11 protein-coding genes and 1 pseudogene are annotated in these 17,322 nt (G+C 55.2%); 9 read left to right on the plus strand and 3 right to left on the minus strand.

Annotation, left to right across the window (positions count from 1 at the left end; genetic code table 11):
- Positions 1-9 precede the first annotated feature (9 nt).
- Genes tssM through vasI form a run of 3 tightly spaced genes read right to left on the minus strand, consistent with a single transcriptional unit; the run spans position 10 to position 5,643 of the window.
- Positions 10-3,618 (minus strand): type VI secretion system membrane subunit TssM, encoded by a 3,609-nt coding sequence (gene tssM, locus QN085_RS17045; RefSeq protein WP_023662403.1) that lies wholly within the window; start codon positions 3,616-3,618, stop codon positions 10-12.
- Positions 3,593-5,083, minus strand: coding sequence for a type VI secretion system protein TssA (tssA, locus tag QN085_RS17050; RefSeq protein ID WP_023662402.1), 1,491 nt, complete (start codon positions 5,081-5,083; stop codon positions 3,593-3,595). Before tssA ends, tssM begins: the two co-directional genes overlap by 26 nt.
- Positions 5,071-5,643, minus strand: a complete 573-nt coding sequence (gene vasI, locus QN085_RS17055) for a type VI secretion system-associated protein VasI (protein ID WP_230397097.1) — start codon at positions 5,641-5,643, stop codon at positions 5,071-5,073. Before vasI ends, tssA begins: the two co-directional genes overlap by 13 nt.
- A gap of 360 nt (positions 5,644-6,003) precedes the next feature.
- On the opposite strand from vasI, the gene tssB reads away from it, so the two are divergent.
- The 9 genes and pseudogenes from tssB (at position 6,004) to QN085_RS25870 (ending at position 17,136) form a co-directional block, all read left to right on the plus strand.
- Positions 6,004-6,507: a type VI secretion system contractile sheath small subunit gene (tssB, locus tag QN085_RS17060; RefSeq protein ID WP_003258364.1), complete on the plus strand. Its 504-nt coding sequence runs from the start codon at positions 6,004-6,006 to the stop codon at positions 6,505-6,507.
- Between the two features lie 17 nt (positions 6,508-6,524).
- Positions 6,525-7,046: pseudogene (locus tag QN085_RS17065) on the plus strand (type VI secretion system contractile sheath domain-containing protein); the annotation flags it as partial.
- A 119-nt stretch (positions 7,047-7,165) separates the two neighbouring features.
- A complete protein-coding gene (locus QN085_RS17070; protein ID WP_285687502.1) occupies positions 7,166-8,953 on the plus strand; it encodes an RHS repeat domain-containing protein in 1,788 nt (595 codons plus the stop codon).
- Positions 8,925-9,443, plus strand: a complete 519-nt coding sequence (locus QN085_RS17075; RefSeq protein ID WP_285687504.1) for an SMI1/KNR4 family protein — start codon at positions 8,925-8,927, stop codon at positions 9,441-9,443. Before QN085_RS17070 ends, QN085_RS17075 begins: the two co-directional genes overlap by 29 nt.
- Positions 9,444-9,490: 47 nt before the next feature.
- The gene (locus tag QN085_RS17080; RefSeq protein WP_285687506.1) at positions 9,491-9,991 is read left to right on the plus strand and encodes a DcrB-related protein; all 501 of its coding nucleotides are present in this window, start codon (positions 9,491-9,493) and stop codon (positions 9,989-9,991) included.
- A gap of 52 nt (positions 9,992-10,043) precedes the next feature.
- Positions 10,044-14,672 carry an RHS repeat-associated core domain-containing protein gene (locus QN085_RS17085; protein ID WP_285687508.1) on the plus strand — a complete coding sequence of 1,543 codons (4,629 nt, stop codon included), beginning with the start codon at positions 10,044-10,046 and terminating at the stop codon, positions 14,670-14,672.
- Positions 14,673-14,678: 6 nt separating this feature from the next.
- Complete coding sequence (locus tag QN085_RS17090; protein WP_024087402.1) at positions 14,679-15,284, plus strand: DUF8467 domain-containing protein; 606 nt, start codon at positions 14,679-14,681, stop codon at positions 15,282-15,284.
- A 942-nt stretch (positions 15,285-16,226) separates the two neighbouring features.
- Complete coding sequence (locus QN085_RS26025; RefSeq protein ID WP_268747305.1) at positions 16,227-16,613, plus strand: hypothetical protein; 387 nt, start codon at positions 16,227-16,229, stop codon at positions 16,611-16,613.
- Positions 16,614-16,698: 85 nt separating this feature from the next.
- Positions 16,699-17,136: an SMI1/KNR4 family protein gene (locus tag QN085_RS25870; protein WP_144084437.1), complete on the plus strand. Its 438-nt coding sequence runs from the start codon at positions 16,699-16,701 to the stop codon at positions 17,134-17,136.
- Positions 17,137-17,322 lie beyond the last annotated feature (186 nt).

Here is a 17,322-nt window from a genome sequence, read left to right on the forward strand (position 1 = left end):
AGCCAACCCTCACAAGCCGGCCTGGGTGGTCGGCCCCAGCTTGGGCGACTTCTGCAACAACCCTCGTGGCAACTTGAAACCTTTGAAAGGCTCTTGCGTAATAGGGTTGAAGGCTTTCTGCGCGTTAAGCCTGTAGCGCATCACGCCATCGCCGGTCCTGAAGCTCAGGTCCACGCTGGTCGCCGTGCGCCCATTGAGCGAACCACGGCTGAGCAAGCGGAACATCGACCAGGGGCCACGGTACTCAAGGCTGCTGCTGTTCCCGTTCTGCCGGAGCAAGGTCAGGTTACTGCGCACCTGCTGCCCCAAGGTATTGGGCCAGACGATACCGGTGATCTGGCTCGGGCCATGGGTGTAGGGAATCAATTGGCCGTCCAGGTCCAGCAAGCTCGTGCGTTGGTTGGCACTCAGGCCCAACGGCTCGATGCTGAACTGCACACTCAGGTTGCCGCGCTGATCAAAGAAGGTCTCACGGATACGATCTGCCCGCTCCAGCTGTTCGAGCACATCACTGCGGATCAGCGACTGCCCCTGCTGGCCGGCCTGCAGGGCTTCGAGGTTATCCTTCAGGAAGACCTTCAGGTATTGATCATGGAACCGCTGCAGCCGCCCCTTCGGCCCGAAGAAGGCCTCAAAGTCGTCCAGCGAGGCGTCGGGAGCCTTCACGACAAAGGGGTAGCGCCCTGCCAGGCGCTGCTGGAAGAAGCTGTATACCTCGGCGTCCCAGCGTCGCTCCAATTCGCGCAAGGCTTCGACATTCAGCACCTGTGCTGTTTGATCGGCCATCTTTCTGACCTGGTGGTTGATCGGTTCCGGTAAGCCGGTGGCCACCCGCTGCAGGGTGCCGATGGGGTCTTGCCCTGTCATCGAGAATCGCTGATGCACGGCCTGCAGCGCGGCCTTGCCTCGGTCGGGGCTGTCCTGCACCGCCTTGGCATAGTCGTGCACGGCCGCGATGGCACCAAGAGTTTCATCGTAGTAGCTGGGTTTCTCACCGGTTGCCGGCAGCATGGCACTCAGCCCGGCAAAGGCCCGCTGAATGGCCCAGGCCTGTTGTTGATCAGGCCTGCCACTTGTCGGTCGCAACGCTTCGACCTCCCCGGGTGCCTGAGCGACAACGGCTGATGAAAGCGAAGTGTTGTCCCTCACTGTGTCCAGCAACCGATGCAGGGGCGCTGCTGGCCCGGTCAATTGCCCCAGGATCGCTACGCCATGATCCAGGTCGTGGAAGTCGGCCACCGAGAAGGCGTTCAAGGCACGGCGCCAACTATCAATGAAATCGGCGCTGTACAGGTTACGCAGCCGTTCGCCCAACGCCTCCCGGTCGGCATCCGAGTAATCGAACTGGCCGCGCTCGCCCAGTGCCCACTGGTCGATCATCGCCATATCTGCAAACCGCTGGCTATGTGGTTCGAAGTACTCTTTTAAGCCCTTGGCGGTGAGCATTGGCGCTATCAGGACACCCTCCCCCTGCCTGAAGCCGGGTGATGACTGATACACCACATCGAACGCTGGCCCCACCTGATGACGCAGGTCCAGGCCGGCATTCAACTGCTCTCCAGCCTGCTGTTTCAGGCTCGCGTACACCCGCTCTGGCAAAGGTACCTTGCGCAGGACCTGCTGCACCTCTGCAATACGCTGGCGATACTGCGGCAGATCGGTATCGGCATAGGCCAAGGCATACTTCAGGTGCCGCATGAGGTCGCCTTGCAATTGCCCCTGCCCGGGGAACTTCTGTTGCCACTGGCGGGCCATCCAGTCCTCGACCCATTCGGGGCGGCGGCTCTGGCGGTCCTCCAGCATTCGATAAACCCGAAGCGCAGCCATCTGCTGTTCGCTGCCCGGCGGCGCAGCGTCCATGGCATCGATCACACCGCTGGCCAAGGCTGGCAGGAAGCGCCTGGAGAGCAAGCTCAGGTAGGCCTCGTCGACGCGAGGGCCAATGGCGCGCCCCTGATACAAGCCTAGGTCGGAAACACCCGGCCACGCGGCACGATAGTCGCCAAACACCGACACGGCATCGCGTATCTGGTCCAGCGGTTCCAGCAGGTTGCGCCCGGTGGGGTCCAGGCGCTGGTCCACTTCGTGATGACTGTACTCTCTGCTCTTGGCGAGCACGTTGGCGGCCTTGGCGCCATTGATGTCAAAGTAGCGTTGCCAACTGGCGATGGCGACACTGAAGGCCAGCACGCCTACTGCAGACCCCACCCAGAGCAACCGACGTTTGCTACGCGCTACCTTGATGTTGTCCCCGGCAAGGCCGGCCTCCTGGTAGATGACTCGCCGGAAGGCGTGCTGAATGAAGTAAACCAGCGCCTGCCCCTGCGCCTTGCCTTCACGCAGCGGAAACTCGGTCTTGTACGGCTGTGCCGCCTCACGCACGAACGCATTGAGCATGTCGCCCTGCTGCAAGACCGAAGACCAGTACACGCCACGTACCAAGGCAGGCGTGGTGAAGCGGTCACTTGCGAGGGTTTCTTTCAGGAATGCCAACAGTATCGGACGCAGCCCGATCAACTGGGCATGCAACGAGAACAAGCGAACTCGCGACGGCGCACCGTCCAATACATCGAGCCGGTCCACTACCTGTTCAAACAATTGCCTTATCAACCGATCGTAATGATCGCCATATTCATCCAGCCAGGCATCGAACGTGCCGACCGCATCCAGTTTGAACGTGAAGCCCAGCATGTTTTCCCGCATGGCGGCGGGAAGCCCCGCGTACAGCTGGTCGAAACCGTCCAGCAGATCGAATTTGGCCAATACCACATACAGCGGCAGGCGCGAGCCCGACTGACTGCTCACTTCATACAGCCGCGTGCGTAGCACATGCGCCAAGGCGACACGTTGCTCAGGCGTGCCATGCAGTAGCGCAGGCAGGTCAACGACCAACAGCAAGCCATTTAGTGCTCTCTGGCTTCGGTTACGTACCAGCCAGCCCAGCATGTGTTCCCACAACCTGGCCGAGGTGGCGGGTGGTGCTTTTGACGTGTCCGACTCCTCGGCTGATGAACCTGCCAACGATTCCTGACGGACGAAAGCGCCCGGCGGGTCGATGATCACAGCATCGTTACTGACCCACCAGCCTATCGGATAAGCCAGCACCTGCGCTTGCCTGCCTTGCGCTTGTGCCTTGTCGATGCGGGTCAGGGAAAAACTCTGTTCGGTACGGTCGATGAAGCTGGTCTTGCCGGCCTGTTGGTCGCCCACCACCAGATACCACGGCAGTCGGTACAAGGCACGCCTGCCACCCGCATTGTCCAGATAGCGTGCCAGCCCTTGGTCCAAGGCTTTCTCCTGTGCCCGGACGAAAGGCAACACGTTGTCCAGTTCAGCGTCCACCGCCTGCTTGCGTTCGGCCTGCAAACGGCGAAAACGCCTGCGCAGCACCACAAGCCAGCAGAGTAGCGGCACCAACACCAGCGCCAGGCTGGCCAAACCGCGATGCGCCACGCTAGCCAGCGGCTGCTGCTCGCGCCAGACCCATTGCGGGCCGAGCCACCAGATTGCAACCAGCATCAATGCGGCACCCAGCCCGAGCAGCAGCGGCATGGCCAGGCCGATACGGGCCACCAGGGGCAAGCCCCAACGTTTAAGATGCTTCCACAGTTGATTCATCCTGACTCCCGTTCCTTGTTCCAATCAGCCCGTGATGGACCGTGCACGCGTACTGCTGAAGACGTTGAAACACTTCAGGCTCCCAGGCGCTGGCGGTGGTTTCCTGCATCGTTCGGGCAACGCCTGCGCACAAGTCCTGGGCCAGCCAGGACACGCCCCGAGCAGCCAGCAGATCAGCCGCGATCACCGTGGTATGGCAGCGCTCACGCAGGCTGCGGAAGTCCGCCTGCATGCCCTGCAGCCTGAGCAACACCGCTTCCACGCCGCTGGTTTCCAGTTGGCAGGCCAGCTCCTCCCGCAACGTGGCGAATTCCTGAGAGGCTGCGTCCGAATCGGATTGCCCTTGTGCCCCCCTGAGCCACGCCAGACATTGGTCGTCGACAAATACCTTGCCGTCGCTGAAGCACAACTGCTGCAGCGCGGGCATGCGCTGCACGAACCGCGCGGTCGCAGCGCGAATGGCCTCAGCCACCTCGCCCATCGCCAGCCGCGTGGCAGCGCTCGCTGCCAGAAAGCTGCCGCGAATCCAGTAGGGGCAAGCCGTCACGCTCTTTTCGATCCGCTGCAGCAGGGCCGCGTCGATTGCAGTAGCGGCAATGGCATCCTCATAGTCCCCGGCAATGTCCTGCGGCACCGCCATCAGCTCCGTGCGGTTGCCCTGCCTGGTTTGAGGCGGCGTCTGGATGTGCGCCCACAAGCCGAACCGACGCAACTGGTAGCCAGCAGGATCGTACGGGTCCTGTTGATTGATCAGCTCGGCCATGGTCAGCATGGCCCTTCGTGATTCCCGCTCGTTGCCCAACGACACACGGGGCATCGGCGTGGCAATGACCTCGGCCAATGGCGCAGACTTGATGGCCTTTGCAGGGGGCTTGTCCGTGGTGGGCTCGGCAAGGCCGTTCGAAAGCTCCGTGTGCTTGCGTAGCAGGCGCTCCAGTTCGCCAAGGGCCGCTTCATCGAGCTGCGCTGCTTCCCGCTGCTGTTGCAGGCGTTGCAGCGCGCCCTGAGCCGCCGCGGCGTGCGCGGGGCTGAACGTGAAGCGGTCCAGGCGCGGCAACGCCACGAGCAAACGGTTGAGCATCAGGCCAACCAGCTTGCGCTTGCCGAGGAACCCTTTGGGGCCCGGTTTCGGGTATGCGCTTTCCCAATAGGCTTCGACCATGCCGGCCAGCAGTGCGACGGTAAAACCCCAGCGCTCCCAGCATTGGCTGCGCAGCCAAGCGACACCCAGGTGCGCGACGATGCGCAGGTGCTTGCACTCCTGGCCCAGGTACTGGCGGGACGCTTCTTCGATATAGGCCCAGTCGATGGAAGGCTCCTGCAGCCCACCCAGCTTGACCATTTCCTGGTCAATGGCCTGGTAGGTTTCGTTCTCCACATCGAACAGGCCGGCAGGGTTCTGCGCGTCGATGGGGGCAAGCAACCGGGCAATTTCCTGTGCGGTGACCTCTGCTACCAGCGACATGCCTTGCGCGCCTCATCGATGAGTGGGTCCAGCCCCTGAGCGTCGAAAACCAGCCCATCAACGGCTGGGTTGTCGCTCTCGACCTGAATGCGATGGGCCCCGATCAGTGGCTTGATCTGCTCGATGCCCGGCAAGCCCCTGCCAGCGTCAAGCACCTGGCCGTTCTCCGTCACCTGCCAGGGTGTAGCGAGGGTGGAGCCACGCTCCCCCTGCAATCGCACCATCACCCGGCCGGCATCGATGGGTTGTGCGGTAACCAGTTGCAACCTGGAAATGTTCTGCACACAACTGATCACCAGGTAGGGGTGCGGTGCGACCGAAGCGATTGCGGGCGCCGAGATCATCAGCCCGTCATCCCCTTTTTCGAGGCGAAACGTCAGCTCCTCCGGCGACCGCCCCGCCTCATGGGTCATCACACGACGCAGCGTGGGCGAATCCTGCTCCGGCGCGGACCATTGCAGTTTCGTCACATGTGCCGGGGTGCCAGCGGCCTGGTCGAAACAAGCCAAGCGCTCGACGTTGGAGACGATCTGCGGGCAGTCCCTGGTCTGGCTTGCCAAACTTGGCGCCAGGGAGAGCAACATCGAAAGGCCAACGCCATATGCATAGCGAAGAATCATATTGGCTTTACTCACTCGTAAAATATCGCAACAGTGCTACCCGACTGGCCAGTCACGATTTAATAGCAGTCATCCACACAACTACCGAATAGTGGAGCACCGAAACGAAACAAAGGCTAGTACAAAAAAAACCATACTCACAACCAAATATTTCCTTACACTTTCACGCTCGACGCACAATATTTTTTCGGTGCATGGTTTTTTACACGCACATAGCGAGACTCCAATTACGTTTAAATTTAAACATAACTTTGTAGGACGCTTCCTACATATATCAAAACTTCACGAAGGCTGACATCCATGAATAAAAGCTCAGGCTCCGTTGCACCCAAAGAACGCATAAACATCAAGTACGTACCGGCCACCGACGGCGAACAAGCCGAGGTAGAGCTGCCGCACAAGATGTTGGTACTAGGCGATTTCGGCCTGGATGATGCCCGCGCGCTGGAAGACCGTTCGATCATGCGAATCGACAAACACAGTTTCAACAATGTGTTGAACGACGCCGATGTCAGCCTCGCCATGTCCGTGCCATCCATGCTCAGCACTGCCCCCGACGCAGAGCTGGCGGTCAACCTGCAGTTCAAGTCCATCAACGATTTCGGGCCAGACAGCATCGCCCGCCAGGTACCGGAGCTGAACAAGCTGCTGGAGCTTCGCGAGGCATTGGTCGCGCTGAAAGGCCCACTGGGCAACGTGCCCACGTTCCGCAAGCAACTGCAGCACCTGCTGAATAACGAACAGGCACGCAAACAACTGGCAGAAGAACTTGACCTGGTGCTCGAGGCGCCAAAAGAAGACTGAGACAACGGAGCGTCCCCATGCCAAAGCAAAACAGCACGACCGTCGCGGTTGAAACAACAACCGAACCACTGAGCAACGCCACCCTGCTCGACCAGATCATGGCAGAAACCAAGTTGGCACCTACTCAAGAGGGCTATCAAGTCGCTCGTCAGGGTGTATCTGCTTTTATCGCCGAAATCCTGAAAAGCCATGACCCTGATCAACTCATCAACAAACATCGCGTCGACCAGATGATCGCTGAACTGGATCGAGTGCTCAGCAAGCAGATGGATGCCATCCTGCATCAACCCGAGTTTCAGCAACTTGAATCCGCGTGGCGCAGCCTCAAACTTTTGGTCGACCGAACCGACTTCCGCGAGAACATCAAGCTTGAAGTCTTGCATGTCAGCAAAGATGACTTGCTCGATGACTTCGAGAATGCCGCCGACATCACTTGCAGCGGCATCTACAAGCATGTTTACACCGCAGGTTATGGCCAATTTGGTGGTGAGCCCATGTCCCCTCTTCATACGAACAGCCACCCCTCTCCGACAACGCCCCGCCGACACGGGCCACTTCGATTCGCCAGGATTTCCAACGTGATGCCGTTGGCCGTCTGCTGTGCAAGCGCACCGAGGATGGCATCACAAACTACAGCTACGACACCGCCGACAATCTGTTGTCCATCACGTTCACCAACAACCAAGGTGAAAAACAGCAGCTTGAATACAACTATGATCCCGCAGGGCAACTGCTGAGCGAAACCAACAGCGCCGGGTTGTTGCAGTATCGCTATGACGATTTGGGCAACTTGCAGACCCTCACCCTCCCCGATCAGCGCACACTCAATTACCTCTACTACGGCAGTGGGCACCTGCATCAGATCAACTTGGACGGCCGGGTTATTAGCGATTTTGAACGCAATGCACTGCATAACGAAGTGTTGCGCACCCAAGGCAGTCTAACCACACGCACACGCTACGACAAAAGTGGCCGCTTGAGTAGCAAGACCATTCACTACCGCGATGCTCCAGCTGAAGTACTGCCATTACTGGACAAAACCTATCGATATGACGCCAGCGACAACCTTGTGGCTGAGGTACTGACCCAAACTCAGCGCAAAGGCATATCTAGCACTCCCAGCGATGAACATGCCCAACGTGAACAGATCATCGGCCGTTTCCACAACCAGCCCCATACGGGTAGGAGTTATACAGGCAGCAATCGATATGGATACGATCCTAACGAACAACTACAGACCGTCCACCAATCTCGTCCCAACTGGCAAACGACACATATCGAGGATTACAAGTACGACAAGGCCGGTAACCTGTTCGATGGGTCCAAGCTCAATGGCTTCATCAAGCACAATCGTGTACTGGTTTATCAGGATAAGCGGTATCGCTATGACCGGTTTGGGCGCCTTTGCGAAAAGCGAATTGGCAGTTCTTGGGTACAGTTTTTCGAGTATGACGCTGAGCAACGTCTTGTCTGCGTTGACCAGTACCGCTTCGGCGAACGCGAACGTGTAGTATTCAGCTACGATCCTTTGGGACGGCGAATCAGCAAGGAGGTATATAAAAATAAGCATTCACAACTGGATCTTCGCATAGAGTTTCACTGGCAAGGGTGGCATTTACTGCAAGAAATGCAAAAAATGAAGCCCTTACTTTACATCTATACCAGCCCTCTCAATCATGAGCCTTTAGCGCGAATAGATGGACCCAGCGGACAAGAAGAAATACGGTATTTTCACCATAACCTTGCAGGACTACCGGAGTTATTGACAGACGAACAGGGTATGACACTCTGGCATAGTGATTACTGCGGCTGGGGGAAATCAAGAGAAGAATGGCAAGACCAAAGCCAAAAAGATGAACAAAATTTACGATACCCAGGACAGTATCATGACCGCGAGACCGGATTCCACTACAACATATTCAGATTTTACGATCCAGAGATTGGGCGATTTGCGCAACTTGACCCTATAGGTTTAAATGGAGGAATCAACCTATACTGCTATGCGCCTAATACTTTCACATTCATTGACCCATTAGGACTAAACCGCACCCCGATTGTTTTCCTCCCAGATGGAGGAGACGTCCTACACCCTGGTACTACTGATCCATTAAAAAATCCTGAAGGTATCTACCGAATACAGGCAACGGGAAGCTATTATGATGATAAACTGGCCCTTTACAAGGCTGCTGGGCTTAAAGAGCCGCCCTCATCCAAATGGATTTCTCACCACGTGGAATACCATCCTTCAACCAACGAAATGTCCATGCAACTAGTGAATCCAAAGTATCATGCTCACCCTCACATCGGTGGAGCGCACGAATTTGAATCCATTACAGGCTACAAATACGGCTCCCCACAGGCAGTGACCGAAGCTTCGCGCAGAAATAAAAATCCACTCTACGCAAAGGTGAAGACAAATGGACAAGAAAAAGCTATTTGCCCATAATGACATCACGCTCAACGACTCACTGCCAGGATTGAGCATTAACTCATTAAAACAGATATTCCCTAACAATTTCCCTGGAAGAGACAGCCTAATATCATTTTACTCCACCTATAATGGAGGATACTTTGATGGCGGCGCCTATATCTACAGAGAAGACATTTACACCTTAAAGCCAGACGACTACAACCTCCTAGAAATCGAAGCGTTCAACTTTATACCCGCACACCCAAACCAGACACACTCAAGATTAATGTCGACAACAGAAAAACTAGACTTAAGAATAATTCATCACAAAGCTAACTCCTGCTTTCTTTCAAAAAACATCCCTTTCGCGGGTGACGCTGGCGACAACGACTTCTGGATTGACACAGCAACCGGAGTTATTAGATACACGAGATCAGAGCACCTATCCGATCCCTCGAGCGCAATACTTGTCGCTCCCAATTTTCGCACTTTCCTCGACGCCATAAGAGGATCGAGAAAACCATAATTATGTAAATATCACCATCTGCGTGGCGTTATAAACATTGACGGCGATTGCAGATAGATCTGCAACCACCGTCAAATCAATACTACTTTATGGTTAACCAAAGCAGGCGAACAACAGACATCTCAGCAGTATCTGTTGCCGCCGCTTCCGACCTAGGCGAGGAAGCACCTGAAGACCTGACGCTCAACATGCTGCGCTTTCGTGCTCGAGACACCACGTTGGTAATGGCGCGCAGCCCCGTCGCCAACGACAAGACTCTGGACCAAGCCATCGATGACCAACTGCGGATGCTGCGGGAAAAGTCCGGGGCAATGACCATCACACCCACGAAGATCGCGCGTTTGGGGGGCGGTGAACACTCCGTCGAAGCCCGCGAAATGGCCATTGAATTCAAGGTGGGAGACAAGCCCAATTTCCAGCTCCAGGCCGCCTGCATGATTCCAGGTCAGCACCGGCTGCTGGTGATCAACTACAGCAAGCCAAGCCCATTGAGCAGCGACGACATCGAGCACTGGCGCGCAATCAAACAAGAGCTCCGATTCACCTGACCCCTTCACCACCCAGGTCAACCTCATTCAGAACTTTTGGAGCTTGCAAGCCATGGCGCAGATCGTTCACGCCGCCCGCATGGGCGATGAAATCCTGCATCCGTCCCTGATCGCCGAAATGGTCAGTGCAGTTGCAGAGGCCGTCATTTATGCCGCAGCCACCGCCGCCGTGGCTGCCGCTATCAGCCTGGCCGTTGTCGGTACTGTCGCGACGGGCGGCGCAGCTGGCATCGCCATCGCCGCCGTTGCGGGAGTGGCGGTCGGTGCGATGAGCACTCTTTCGGTCGGTGAAGACCAGACTGTCGGCGATGCCATCTCCAGCTTTTGCGACAGCCTTGGCAACAGCGTGGATGCACCCGATCCCTACGGAAAGATCGAAAGCGGGTCACACAACGTGTTCGTCAACAGCAAGCCCGCCGCTCGCGCAGCCGGTATTACAGGGCCGCCAGGCGGGGGTGCGGCCGACGCAGAGCAAGCAGAGCCTTCGATTCTGGAGAACGTGGGTTCCATGGCCATGGCGGCGGTGCCCTACCTGTTCCCCGTGGTGGGGCTGGGCATGGCGATACGCGACATCTTCAACCCGCCCGTCACCACGCCAAAGGACCCCGGCGCGCAATCCAAAGAGCAGGACAAGATTTCATGCAGCCGCCACCCGCCTCTGCCCGAAAACCATATTGCGCAAGGGTCGGACAAGGTCTTCATCAACGGCCAGCCTGCAGCGCGATCGGGTGACAAAACCACCTGCGATGCCACGATCGATGTGAATGAGAAAGTATCGCCGAATGTGCGCATTGGCGGCGGGACAGCGACGGTTCGGGATATTCGCAATGGCAAGAGCAAGGTTGCGATGTTTACCGGGATTATTGCGGGGATACTTATTTCACGACGTTTTGGGCGCATCAAAGGTTGTAAATTGGGCAACCCCGTTGCGGTGGCCACGGGTAGCAAGTTCCAGGACGGTCCAGAGGATGTTGATTTCAACTTACCTGGCTTGCTGGGAATCCAATGGGCTCGTAGTTACGACAGTAGAGATTTACGCACCGGCGGCCTGTTCGGAAAGGGCTGGAGTGTTCCTTATGAAGTTGAACTGGTCCGCGTCCCGCCTCCTGAAGGCGGCGAGTTGTGGATTTACGTCGATGAAGAAGGCATTCGCCTGGAACTCGGGCGCCTGCGCGCCGGCGATGCCTTTGTCAGTGTTGTGGACGGCTTGGCTTTCTTCCAGTTGGAGGATGGCCAAACGGTTGTCGAGGACATTCATGAGGGGCGCTACAAGGTTTTTGATGTCGACCCGCACGAGCCCTGTCGTTCAAGACTCATCAGGCTGAGCGACCGCAATCTCAATTACGTAGATGTGCTTTACGACAAACAAGGTCGCCTTCAAGCACTCTATGACAAGTACGGCCAGACGGTTGTCCAGCTTCACTATGATGCTGCGCATACAAGGCGCGTATGCAAGGTGTCGCGGCTCTTCCTATCAAATAACGGTGAGCCCGCTATCGAGCGGAACGAGCTGCTGGTCAGCTACGGCTATACCGACAGTGGACAGCTGCAAGAAGTTCTGGATGCAACGGGCCAGGTGGTGCGTAACTTCGGTTATACCGAAGAGGGCTATCTGAAGCGTCACCAACTGGCCAGCGGTGCCGTCCGCGAGTACGAGTGGGCACGCTACATCATTCCTGAAAAACGTCCTACACCAAGACGGGCGGACGGAACACCCTATCGCCTGCCGCCTTTGCTTGAACCGCAACCTGACCACGAATGGCGGGTGGTTCGTCACTGGGGTAGCGATGGGGAGGAGTACAAGTTCGAGTACAACCTCGAAGAAGGCGAAACCCTCGTAACAGACGGACTGGGACGTATAGACCGCTATTTCTGGGGCCCGCTGTACGACGTTTACAAGCATGTCGATGCACTTGGGTACTGCTGGCAAGCAGAGATCGTCGCCGGCCAGTTGGTCAAACGAACTGATCCACAAGGCGGCGAGTGGCAATACAGCTATGACGATATCGGGCGTCTGATCGAGACACGTGACCCGCTTGGGCGAAGCGAACGCATAAACTATCTGCGCCACTGGGCTTTGCCCGTTCAGGTCACAGACGGAGCAGGACGTACCCGGCGCTACGGCTACGATGCTCATGGCAATTTGCTGTGGGAGCAGGACCCACTGGGCCGGAGCACACAGTATCAATACAACCCGGAAGGACGTGTTACCCGCGTCACCGATGCCCTTGAAAAGACCAAGCACCTGGGTTGGAACACCCGTGGCCAGCTTCTCAACTATCGCGACTGCAGCAACAACCAGACGCTGTACCACTACGACTTGCAGGGTCGCCTGAGCGAAAGCATCAATGCCCGGGGAGAGCAGACCCACTTCCGCTATGACGCTCGCGGCTATCTCATAGAAAGCGAACGACCCGATGGTCGTATCGACCGCTACGAAGTTGATACCGCCGGCCAGCTGACGCGCTACATCGATCCTGCGCAAAAGAAGCTGCAATTTCGCTACGACCGCAGCGGGCGTATGGTCGAACGGCTGGACGCCATGGGTCACAGCGTAAGATTTCGCTATGACGCCTACGGTCGACTGCTACAGCTCACCAACGAGAACAATGAGTCGTATCGCTTTGGTTGGGACAAGCTGGACCGCCTAATCGCGCAGGAAGACCTGGATGGCAGTGGTCGCATTTATGAATATGACGTGTTGGATGGGGTCACCAGCCTCACCCACCTGCCCTCTCCCCATGAACAAGCGCCTTTGTCCGAGAACGTCCCAGCAACTCGAACAACGCCGATTCGCCACGACTTCGAACGTGATGCCGTCGGCCGCCTGCTGAGCAAGCGCACCGAGGATGGCATTACCGACTACAGCTACGACACCGCCGACAACCTGTTGTCCATCATTTTCACGAATAATCAGGGTGAAAAACAGCAGCTTGAATACACCTACGACCCCGTAGGGCAACTGTTGAGCGAAACTAACAGCGCCGGGCTGTTGCAGTACCGCTACGACGAGTTGGGCAACCTGCAGACACTAACCCTCCCCGACCAGCGCAATCTCAATTACCTCTACTACGGCAGTGGGCACCTGCACCAGATCAACCTGGACGGCAGGGTCATTAGTGACTTTGAGCGTGATGCCGTACATGACGAAGTCATGCGCACCCAAGGCAGCCTGATTACGCGCACCCGTTATGACAAAAGCGGGCGCTTGAGTGGCAAGGCAATCCACTACCGCGATGCCCCCGCTGAAGTTCTGCCATTACTGGACAAAACCTATCGTTATGACGCCAGCGACAACCTTGTCGCCGAAGTGCTGACTCAGACCCAGCGCAAAGGCATGTCCTGCGCTGCCAGTGATGAAGACGCCCACCTCGAACAGGTCATCGGTCGCTTTCACAACCAACCACATACGGGTAGGAGCTACACAGGCAGCAATCGGTATGGCTACGATCCCAACCAACAACTTCAAAACGTCCAACAGACACGTCTCAACTGGCAGGCGACACAGGTCGAGGATTTCAAGTACGACAAGGCAGGAAACATGTTCGACGGGCCAAAGCTCAACGGACTATTGGAGCACAACCGTGTCCTCGCCTATCAGGACAAGCGCTACCGCTACGACCGCTTTGGCCGCTTAAGTGAGAAGCGAATCGGTAGCCATCGGTTGCAGCGCTTCGAGTATGACGCCGAACATAGGCTGGTGTGCCTGGAGCAGGAGAGATATGGTGAGGTCGAACGCATTGTGTTCGCCTACGACCCGCTGGGGCGACGGGTCAGCAAGGCGATCTACAAGCCAGGCGAAACCGAGCCATTATGCCGGACGCTGTTTCACTGGCAAGGATTACGCTTGCTACAAGAAGTACAGAGCTCACTGCCCACCCTTTATATCTATGCGAGCTCTAACAGCTATGAGCCACTAGCACGTATAGACGAGAATCTGAATGAAGAAGAAATACGGTATTTCCACTCCAACTTGGCCGGGCTGCCCGAACAGTTAACGGATGAAGATGGTCATACATTGTGGCGCATCGATTATCACGGTTGGGGAGCCACACGAGATGAATGGCGCAGTCCACAGCAAGAGCGCGAGCAGAATTTGCGATACCAAGGTCAGTACCTTGATCGAGAGACGGGGCTACACTACAACACGTTCAGATTTTATGATCCAGATGTGGGAAGGTTCACCACACCGGATCCTGCAGGGTTGGCAGGTGGAATAAACCTCTACCAGTACGGCCCAAACACCGCCGCATGGATCGACCCTCTGGGGCTTTGCCGCCGGGGGAATACACTAACGAAACGTCACATGGATCAAATTAGAGATCAGTTCTTACGTGACAATAAACTCTCGCCTATTTCGCATACTCAAGGCGGACGACAGACAGGGACTGGCATTGAACTTAGAGAGACATACTTAAAGCCTCTACCTGGAGGATTAGGTCGGAAGGGAGGTTCATATACAGACATGACATTCACCGATGCCAAGGGCCGAACCGTATACATTCAAACAGTGGACAAAGGAAAAATCAACGGAATGTCACAACGCGAATGGGATAATGCCATCCGAATCACGAAACAAGACCCTAGCGCTATCGTAATCACCATCGTCAAAGGGAAAATTACTAGCCCAGGATCTTTAGACACTACCAACATGCCAGTCGGGCAAATCATAATAAGGTAATCAATAATGGCCAACAAAACACCAACACTCCTAGTATTTATGACGAAAGCCGATGAACTTAGCTTCTCCAAAGAACTGCTATCCCAACTTCCCGAGATAACATTTATCGAGACGGGAAAATGGGAGGAGCGATCACCCAAAACAATGCCCACGTTAAATGAATGCCACAATGACAGCCCACAGCACTCCATATGGAACAAACTAATACTACCAGAGCACATATACAGCAAAAATTATATATTCCCCAACGAGGATAGAAACTCCTACTTCGGGGCGACGGTCGGCCCTGGTCTCATCCAGTACATCAGACCCAACATAGCAGACTACGATCCCACCTGCCTTCGAAATGGAAGGCTATCTGCTTCATACGACCCCAAGAAAGACCCGGCAACCGATTTGTTTGTAAAAACAGTATTTAAGATAGCTAGGAAGGGAGCGATGCAACTTTTTTCAATTGACCGCAAAAGCGGCAACATTTCCGAAAAACCAGAAAATAATTTCCTTGCATGGCCAGACGCTGCCAGTTATTACAACGGACAAAATGGAAAGTACCTCACGAATAACGCCTTTGCATATTTCGTAGCAAGTAAAAAGCAACCCGATATCAAATGACCCACACGAGTCCAGGAAAAGCATCTCATGACGACAACCGTTGTCACCTCAAAGCTGCGCCAAGGGCATGTACTCATCAGTAAATATGTTCAGAATGCGCCTAGGCCTTGCCCCAAGAATTCGAGTCAGAGAGTTTCATTTCAAAACCCAAGAGGAAAGAACTAGAAACGTCTCGATCGAGCTAAACCACCGCCACTGGCCTCAACGCGACGGCAACACATTCACACCCATACAACCTTGAAAAAGTAACACCTTGGGAGCATGCAGCCAAAGATCCCTACAGACACCCAGGGAGTGAGTTAATTGAGGTACTGCAAGATCTAAGCAATTACAAAGGATTTTAAATGAAACTATCCGAACTTATGCAGTCCGACACCCACATAACCTTCCTTGACGACCTAGACAAGCACATCCCCGAGAAAATAGACAGAAGTTCAAAAGTCCACGAAACCATTATAAATCTAATGGAAAAATGGATGCAACATGCCTCGATTTCTTGCGAAGACTTGCTGCACATCATATCAAACCACCAAAAACATTTAATTGCCTACATCATAAAAAAACAAGCCACCTACAGAGAGCCAAACGGAGGCAGAGATAATATAATCAATCACGCCCCAAGGTAAATTTCCAAATCGGCCACACTATTGAATACTACATGATATCGAAAAGAAAAAGCGAACTATCAGAATACATAACAAAGATCCGAATACCCTACCCCAGGCAATACGCAAGGGAAATCGAAAGAATATTCACTGAAACCAAGCCCTCATGACCAAAGTTGCTGTACCGGGAAAATTCTAACAAATCTCCCCGAGCTGCAATAAGCAACTTCTTGACGCAGCAAAGTCGATTTTTCAGGCATCGATCGCCTCCAAAGCAGGGCATTGCCCTGGTTCGTGGATGCTGCAGGCGCACCCCACCCTCAGCGCTCAGTAGCTGCTGACGCGCCATCCACAGTATCAATACAACCCGGAAGGTCGTGTTACCCGCGTCACCGATGCCCTCGAAAAGACCAAGCACCTAGGTTGGAACACCCGTGGCCAGCTTCTCAACTATCGCGACTGCAGCAACAACCAGACGCTGTACCACTACGACTTGCAGGGTCGCCTGAGCGAAAGCATCAACGCCCGGGGAGAGCAGACCCACTTCCGCTATGACGCTCGCGGCTACCTCATAGAAAGCGAACGGCCCGATGGTCGTATCGACCGCTACGAAGTTGATGCCGCCGGCCAGCTCATGCGCTACATCGATCCTGCGCAAAAGAAACTGCAATTTCGCTACAACCGCAGCGGGCGTGTGGTCGAACGGCTGGACGCCTCGGGATAACTCACAATGGTGGCGTAAATCAGTACGCAGCCGCGACAGGCAAAATGTAGACACATCCTGCCAGATTTTCTAAAGGAGCAAAACCGTGCCCGTAAAATTAATAGAAAGTGAACAACCCATATCCACAAGTGACTTTCTTGCATTCACAAAATCAATAAATGCACACCCAACAAGTGAATTTATAAACTTTTATCTGACCAATAACGGCGGATTCATTGATGATAAACAACACACCGAGTCCGAGCTTCTAATAAATAGCTTTTTATCAATAAAATATGGTGAAGCCACGATAGAAAACGTCTACAAACAACTAGTCAAAAGCACCCCTTCGCTAGCCGGACTCATACCATTTGCCTATGACGACTGCGGCAACCTATTCCTACTATCAGCGAGTTCACCGCTATCGAGATCCATATGTACGACGTTTACAAGCATGTCGATGCACTTGGGAACTGCTGGCAAGCAGAGGTCGTCGCGGGCCAGTTCGTCAAACGAACTGATCGACAGGGTATCGGGCGCCTGATCGAGACACGTGACCCGCTTGGGCGAAGCGAACGCATAAGCTATCTGCGCCACTGGGCTTTCCTTTGACCTCGCCAGAACCGATGACAGGGCATTGTATTTCGGTAGATATTACAGAGAGGCCAGCACCAGAATGAACTCGACATACCACCCAGCATCAACTAAGCCAACAAGAACAGAAAAAATT

This window comes from Pseudomonas sp. M2(2023) (genome assembly GCF_030263955.1).
Taxonomy (GTDB): domain Bacteria; phylum Pseudomonadota; class Gammaproteobacteria; order Pseudomonadales; family Pseudomonadaceae; genus Aquipseudomonas; species Aquipseudomonas asiatica.

Excerpts from the sequence above, each read along its gene's own strand:
- tssM (WP_023662403.1), bottom strand. The coding sequence starts at position 3,618 with ATGAATCAACTGTGGAAGCATCTTAAACGTTGGGGCTTGCCCCTGGTG.
- QN085_RS17085 (WP_285687508.1), top strand. The coding sequence starts at position 10,044 with ATGGCGCAGATCGTTCACGCCGCCCGCATGGGCGATGAAATCCTGCAT.
- QN085_RS17075 (WP_285687504.1), top strand. The coding sequence starts at position 8,925 with ATGGACAAGAAAAAGCTATTTGCCCATAATGACATCACGCTCAACGAC.
- tssB (WP_003258364.1), top strand. The coding sequence starts at position 6,004 with ATGAATAAAAGCTCAGGCTCCGTTGCACCCAAAGAACGCATAAACATC.
- QN085_RS17090 (WP_024087402.1), top strand. The coding sequence starts at position 14,679 with ATGGCCAACAAAACACCAACACTCCTAGTATTTATGACGAAAGCCGAT.
- tssA (WP_023662402.1), bottom strand. The coding sequence starts at position 5,083 with ATGTCGCTGGTAGCAGAGGTCACCGCACAGGAAATTGCCCGGTTGCTT.